A 6,107-nucleotide genomic window follows, 5' to 3' on the forward strand; every position below is an offset into this window, starting at 1 on the left:
CCCTTTTGTGGGCAACTGTCAGGTGAATACCATCTCCATACACTCAGGACTAGACACCATATTCCAGATCGGACGGAGGGGATCAGTGCCCCGCCAGTTTCATCTGCTCGACCAGTACGGAGCCGGTCTTGAGGCTGGAACGCTCATCCTCATCACTGCCCACCGCCACGATATGGCTGAACATGTCGGCTAGATTGCCTGCAATGGTGATCTCCTCCACAGGATAGAGGATCTCGCCATTTTCAACCCAGAAACCGGCTGCGCCGCGGGAGTAATCACCATTGACGATGTTGACCCCCTGCCCCATCAGCTCGGTCACCAGCAGGCCGGTACCCATCTCCTTGAGCATGCCCTGGAAGTCCTGGCCGGTATTGGAAACCTGCCAGTTATGGATACCCCCGGCATGGCCCGTGGTGGTCAGGCCCAGTTTGCGGGCGGAGTAGGAGGTGAGCAGCCAGCTCATCAGCTCGCCGTTGCGGATGATGTCCATGTCGCGGGTGCGAACCCCTTCCCCGTCGAACGGGGTGCTGGCAAGTCCTCCCGGCAAGTGGGGGAACTCCTGGATGGTGAGCCACTCGGGCAGGATCTGCTTGCCCAGTTTGTCCAGCAGGAAGCTCGACTTGCGATAGAGGTTGCCCCCGCTGATGGCCATCACCAGATGGCCCCACAGACCGGCAGCGGTATCGGGGTGGAACAGCACAGGGGCATGGCGGGTGCTGATCTTGCGAGCCCCCAGGCGGGAAACAGTGCGCTCCACCGCCTCGTCAGCGATGCGCTGGGGGCTCCACAGCCCGTCCAGGGAGCGGCTGGAGGAGTAGCCGTAGTCGCGCTGCATGTCGCCATCCTGCTCGCCGATCAGTACGCAGCTCAGGGAGTTGCGCGATGCAGCATAGCCTTTGACGAAGCCGTGGCTGTTGCCATAGACCTTGACGCCCAGGTGGCTGGAGAAACTGGCTCCGTCAGAGTGCTTGATGCGGGCATCCCGTCCCAGGGCCAGCCGCTCGCACTCGATGGCCAGCGCGATGCCACGCTGGGGATCCAGCTCGATTTGGTGGCACAGTTGCAGGTCCGGGGCATCCCAGGCCAGCAGATCCGCATCCGCAAGACCGGCGCAGTCATCGGGAGAGGTGTGGCGGGCGATCTCCATGGCCGCTTCCACGGCGGCGCGAATGGCCGGCTTGGTCAGATCCGTGGTGGAGGAGGACCCCTTGCAACCATCGCGATAGACGGCGATGCCGAGTGCGCCATCCTTGTTGAATTCGATACTTTCCAGCTCGCAGCCCCGGGTGTTCACCGAGAGGCCGGTCTGTTTGCTGATGGAGACTTCGGCAAGCCCGGCGCCCAGCCCTTTCGCTATCTCAAGGGCCTCGGCGACCACGGCCTCGAGATGGGATTGATCCTGGCGGATTTGATCTTGCTGGTCCATAACTCACATCTGTATGAAGGGAAGGAAAGGGGCTAAGCATATCAGACCCCTGCGCCCAGCGGGAGAAGCTGGTAACATATCCGCCAAACGTGAATGACAGGAATACAGAGACCGATGAGTCAATATCAAGACGACAACAAGTGGGAAGACTGGGGCCCCAGCAAGAGCCAGCTCAAGCGTGATGCCGAAGCCTTGCAGAAGATGGGGGAAGAGATCGTCTCCCTGAGTCACAGCGAGCTGGAGAAGATCCCCCTGGATGAAGAGCTCGCCGAAGCGGTCGAGCTGGGTCGCAAGCTCAAGCCGAAGAAGGATGAGTCCTTCCGTCGCCATCTCCAGTTCATCGGCCGTCTGATGCGTAGCCGCGATGTCGCCCCCATCGAAGAGGCCCTCTCCATCATCAAGATGCGTCACTCCACCGTGAACGCCCGCCTGCATCGCCTCGAACAGTGGCGCGAGCGGCTGATCACCGAAGGCGACAGCGCCCTCAACGAGCTGATGTCCCAGTTCCACGAGCTGGATCGCCAGAAGCTGCGTCAGCTGATCCGCACCGCCAACAAGGAGCGGGAGCTGAACAAGCCGCCGGTAGCCTATCGCGAGATGTACCAGTACCTGCGCGGTGAAATTGAAGATCTGTTGTAAGTGATGACTCACGTCCGCCTCAGGGCGGCGTGCAGTACATAATCAAACGGGGCCGAAATGGCCCCGTTTTTTCATACGCTATCCGCTCAGCTGCCCGCCATGCACTGGGTATAAGTAGCGGGTTGCAGATAGGGGACCAGCAGGGGGGCCATCCCCTTGAGCACCTGTACAGGCAGCGCCGACGTGAAGCGGAACTTGTCGGACTGGCTGCCAGGTACATAGGCCGTCAGCGTGCCGAAGTGATCATCCCCGATGTAGAAGACGAACGTCGCAGTCCGGTTGCGAGCCAGTGAACTGGTCACATTGCCGTAGCGACCCACCGTCTCGATCCGGTTGTCCCCGGTCCCCGTCTTGCCCCCCAGGGCCAGGACAGTACCATCCTGCAAGGCGAAGGCCCCGGCGATGCGCCGCGCCGTCCCCCCTTCCACCACCTTGGAAAGTGCATTGCGCAAGGCGTTGGCCACCTCGGCAGGCATCACCCGTTCCCCCTGGGTGTTCGCCGGCTCAAAGACGGTGGCGAAGGGGGTCCCCTTGGCAAAGGAGAGGTGCTCGATGCGCAGGGTCGGCGCACGAATGCCGCCGTTCTGGATGATCCCCATCAGCTCGGCCAACGCAGCAGGACGATCGCCCGAGCTGCCCAGTGCGGTCGCCAGGGACGGAACCAGGTGATCGAACGGGTAGCCCAGGCGAGCCCAGCGCTGATGGATGTCGAGGAAGGCCTCAACCTCCAGCATGGTGCGGATCCGGCTATCCCGGGCACTGCGATGACGGGTCTTGAACAGCCAGCTGTAGACCTCCTGACGCTCGTCACGGCTGGCGGTTACCGCATCGGTAAAGGTGGCCTTGTTAAACTCCTTGAGATAAGCAAGCAACCACAGCTCAAGTGGATGCACCCGTGCGATATAACCTTGATCCGGCAGAGAATATTTGCCGGGGCCGTAATTGGTATAGAGCTGCTCTATGCGCTTCTCGGTCAATTTCTCCCGCGGCAGGCGCTTGGCCAGGAAAGCGGCAAAGTCGGCCTGGGAGGCTTCCGGCATCAGATAGCGATGCACGGCGGCGAGACGCACCGCGCTGGGTTTGAGACCATCGAGGAAGGTATCGAGCTGCTCTTCTGCACTCTTGCCACGATATTTGCGCCAGAACCTCAGCAGATAGGTCTGGCCCTCTTTGTCAGCAAACTTGGCCAGGTACTCGGTACGGCGAGGATCCCTGTCATCTTTCAACAACTGGGCACGATTTCCCTCCTTGTAGAGGCTGTAGCGGACGATGTCCCGCATCAAGCGCACGAAGGGCAGGTTGATGGATTCCCGCAGCGCATCGCGAATGGGCGGGATGCGACCGTTGTCTTCCTTGCGGAAGTTGTTGAAGGTGTGCATGCCACCGCCGGTAAAGAAGCCTTCATAGGGACTTGCGGAATACTTGCGGTCCAGTGCGGCCTCCAGCATCACCGGCAGGCTTCTGTCCTTGGCACTCATCAGATAGGCGATGGCCCAGCGGCTGATGTTGTCCTGATCGGACACTTCGATCTTTCGCAGGCTCTCCACCGGCATATTGCCGTAGCTGTCATGCAACTCGGTGACAATCTCGAGATAGGTCGTCAGCACCCGCAACTTGGCGGTGGATCCCAGTTCAAGCTTGCTGCCCTCATTGATGTCAAACGGCTGGTCCGTGTTGTCGGTCTGCACCCTGACCTTGACCCCTTCCGGCGTCTTCTCGAACAGGGTAAAGCTGTACTTCACATCACCCGTCTTCTCCGGCGAGAGCAGGCGCTCACCAAACAGGCCCACCTGGGCTGCGAATGCAGGGTCTGCCAGTTGCTGCAGATACCGTGACACCTCGTTCTGCAGCGGCATATTGAGGGTGGTGTTGGCCGTCAGATCCATGCGATCCAGATCATAAAGCTGCACCCCGAGCTGACGACTGAGACGAGTGCGAGCCACCTGCAGTCCCTTGTTGTTGTTGACCCTGGTGATGGCAGGTGCCTGCAGGAAATCGCGGAAGACCAGCTTGGCCTTGAGAGCCGACTCCATCAGGGGGGGCGTGATCATTCCCTCCTGCACGAAGAGTCGCAGATAGCTGTCTGTCAGGGTCGACAGTGCTTCTCTGCCCTGCGCCAGGTAATAGGAAGGACGGCGGTGGGCGATCATCAGGGAGACAACCTGGCGCAAGGCAAGGCCCTGCTCGGCCAGGGTGGAATCCTGGTTGCGAGCGGGATCCAGCAGTCGATTCACCTCATCGACATTGGCGCCAAACCAGACCCAGAGGCCATCACCGAGACCGTGCACCTCGCCATAACCGGGCGCCGCAGAGAGCGGGACAGAGTTGAGGTAGGCCCAGGCAACCAGCTTGCGGGCCTCCAGGGTCTCGGGCCCCAGCCGATAGGCACGAACGCTGGCCGAGACCATTTGGCGGATCTTCTCGGTCGGCGAAACGGTCAGTCCATCGGGAGAATGACGATACTTCTCCACCTGGGTCGCCAGAGTGCTGCCGCCAGCAGATTGATCCTGCATGTCCAGCGCCTTGCCCACCTGAGACAGCGCCGCCTTGGCAAAGCGCGGCCAGTCTACGGCAGGGTTGGCCAGCGGTTCCTTGTTGCTCAGGAGTTCACGGTTCTCGATAAACAGCAGAGACTGGATGACCAGGGGCGGTATGGCATTGAAATCCGGATAGTAATGAGTCGGATACTTGTACTGGTAGAAAGGTTCTGCACGGCAGTCATAGAGTGTCAATCCTGCCTGGACCTTCTCGGTATAAGGCACGAAGAAACCGTGGCTGGCGTAGTTGTAGAGCGCATCGGAAAAACGGACCTGTTCGCTCACCTGGTAGCCACGCTGAACGAGACGTTCCTGGATCATGGGCATCAGCACATAACCGAGTCGCTTGTCGAACGGGCCGTCGTCGGGGAAGGCAATTTGCTTGCTGGGGCCGGGTTCGATCTGATAGGTCAGGGTGGCCGCATAGCGGGAGATCTCCTGTGACTGCAGTCGGGAGGTCTTCATTTCATAACCCACCAGGGCGATCACGGCAGCCAGGCAAAGCAAAAAGATAAAACAGAACAACCAGCGCCACCAGGGTCGGCGTTTACGCTGTTGTTGCCCGTCCGTATTAGGTACGGATGAATCCTGAGATGCCACTTTATTTGAATCCGTCTGTTTTGATGCGCCCATATCAGCCCCACCATGGTTGCGCAATTTATTGTCTTTCAATCAAGCTTAGTCGTTTCAAGTCAAGGGCTTGAAATCTATTGACCGCTTTGCAGCGATGTTAACAGGGCGATTGTGAAAATGGGAGCCGATTGTTGCAACGCGGCAAGAGATCCGAGCTGCGGCATGAAAATGAAACACCGGCCAGAGGCCGGTGTTGACGAGAGCGGGGCGGTATTATTTGCTGGTGCTCATACTCTTCAGCTTGGTACTCAGCTCCTTGCGCTCCTTGGAAAGCTCGGCATTTTTGATGATATGGTCATCTACGCGCTCTTCATAATCGGTCCGCATGTTGGCGATGATGGCCTGAACCTCGTCAATGCTCATGCCGGGCTTGATATAGTCACTCAGGTTGTCGAGCAACAGTACCCGCTTCTGGTTGTCACGGATCTTTTTCTCGTTGTCCGCGATTTCACGCTTGAGCTTGTTCTGACGACGGGACATACGCACATATTCCAGCACATCGTTGAAAGTTGACTTGTTTACTTGTTCCATATCGGTACCACTGAGTGAAGGTGAATGAAAACAGGCGGAGAGTCCCATACCAGAAAAAGAAACCGAAACCATGGCACGGGCAAACCCGGAATGCCCCTTACTCTACCGAGTTATGATTCAGATACAACCCCAATCGCAGCGCGGGCGGCGGGTTTAGACAGAACGGCTCCGACTGGGTTATTACGCTAAAAATGATGAGAACGGAGAGAGCCAATATGTGGGTTCAATGCGGCCAGAGCAGGCGCAACTTTTTCCGGTACAGGCAACAAGTGAACGACGAACAGCACCATAGTGCCCGCTTGCCCTCCAGTGAGGGCTTAATTTCAGGCAATAAAAAACCC

The 6,107-nt window shown here is 58.7% G+C and carries 4 protein-coding genes; 1 reads left to right on the forward strand and 3 read right to left on the reverse strand.

Annotated elements, in window-relative coordinates; genetic code table 11:
- Positions 1-82: 82 nt before the first annotated feature.
- The gene (gene pmbA / locus AACR77_RS01785; protein WP_010672690.1) at positions 83-1,426 is read right to left on the reverse strand and encodes a metalloprotease PmbA; all 1,344 of its coding nucleotides are present in this window, start codon (positions 1,424-1,426) and stop codon (positions 83-85) included.
- Positions 1,427-1,540: 114 nt separating this feature from the next.
- Here pmbA and yjgA point away from each other — a divergent pair, with 114 nt between their 5' ends.
- Positions 1,541-2,065, forward strand: coding sequence for a ribosome biogenesis factor YjgA (gene yjgA, locus AACR77_RS01790; protein ID WP_052224766.1), 525 nt, complete (start codon positions 1,541-1,543; stop codon positions 2,063-2,065).
- Positions 2,066-2,151: 86 nt separating this feature from the next.
- Here yjgA and AACR77_RS01795 read toward each other — a convergent pair whose 3' ends face one another.
- Complete coding sequence (locus AACR77_RS01795) at positions 2,152-5,235, reverse strand: transglycosylase domain-containing protein (RefSeq protein WP_042879409.1); 3,084 nt, start codon at positions 5,233-5,235, stop codon at positions 2,152-2,154.
- A gap of 213 nt (positions 5,236-5,448) precedes the next feature.
- Complete coding sequence (gene tmaR / locus AACR77_RS01800; protein WP_010672687.1) at positions 5,449-5,766, reverse strand: PTS system regulator TmaR; 318 nt, start codon at positions 5,764-5,766, stop codon at positions 5,449-5,451.
- Positions 5,767-6,107: the final 341 nt, after the last annotated feature.

It is taken from the genome of Aeromonas sp. ZOR0002, from assembly GCF_963866995.1.
GTDB classification, from domain to species: Bacteria; Pseudomonadota; Gammaproteobacteria; order Enterobacterales; family Aeromonadaceae; genus Aeromonas; species Aeromonas caviae.

Bases quoted from the DNA above. Each gene is read 5' to 3' on its own strand.
- AACR77_RS01795 (WP_042879409.1), bottom strand. From the start codon at position 5,235: ATGGGCGCATCAAAACAGACGGATTCAAATAAAGTGGCATCTCAGGAT.
- tmaR (WP_010672687.1), bottom strand. From the start codon at position 5,766: ATGGAACAAGTAAACAAGTCAACTTTCAACGATGTGCTGGAATATGTG.
- pmbA (WP_010672690.1), bottom strand. From the start codon at position 1,426: ATGGACCAGCAAGATCAAATCCGCCAGGATCAATCCCATCTCGAGGCC.
- yjgA (WP_052224766.1), top strand. From the start codon at position 1,541: ATGAGTCAATATCAAGACGACAACAAGTGGGAAGACTGGGGCCCCAGC.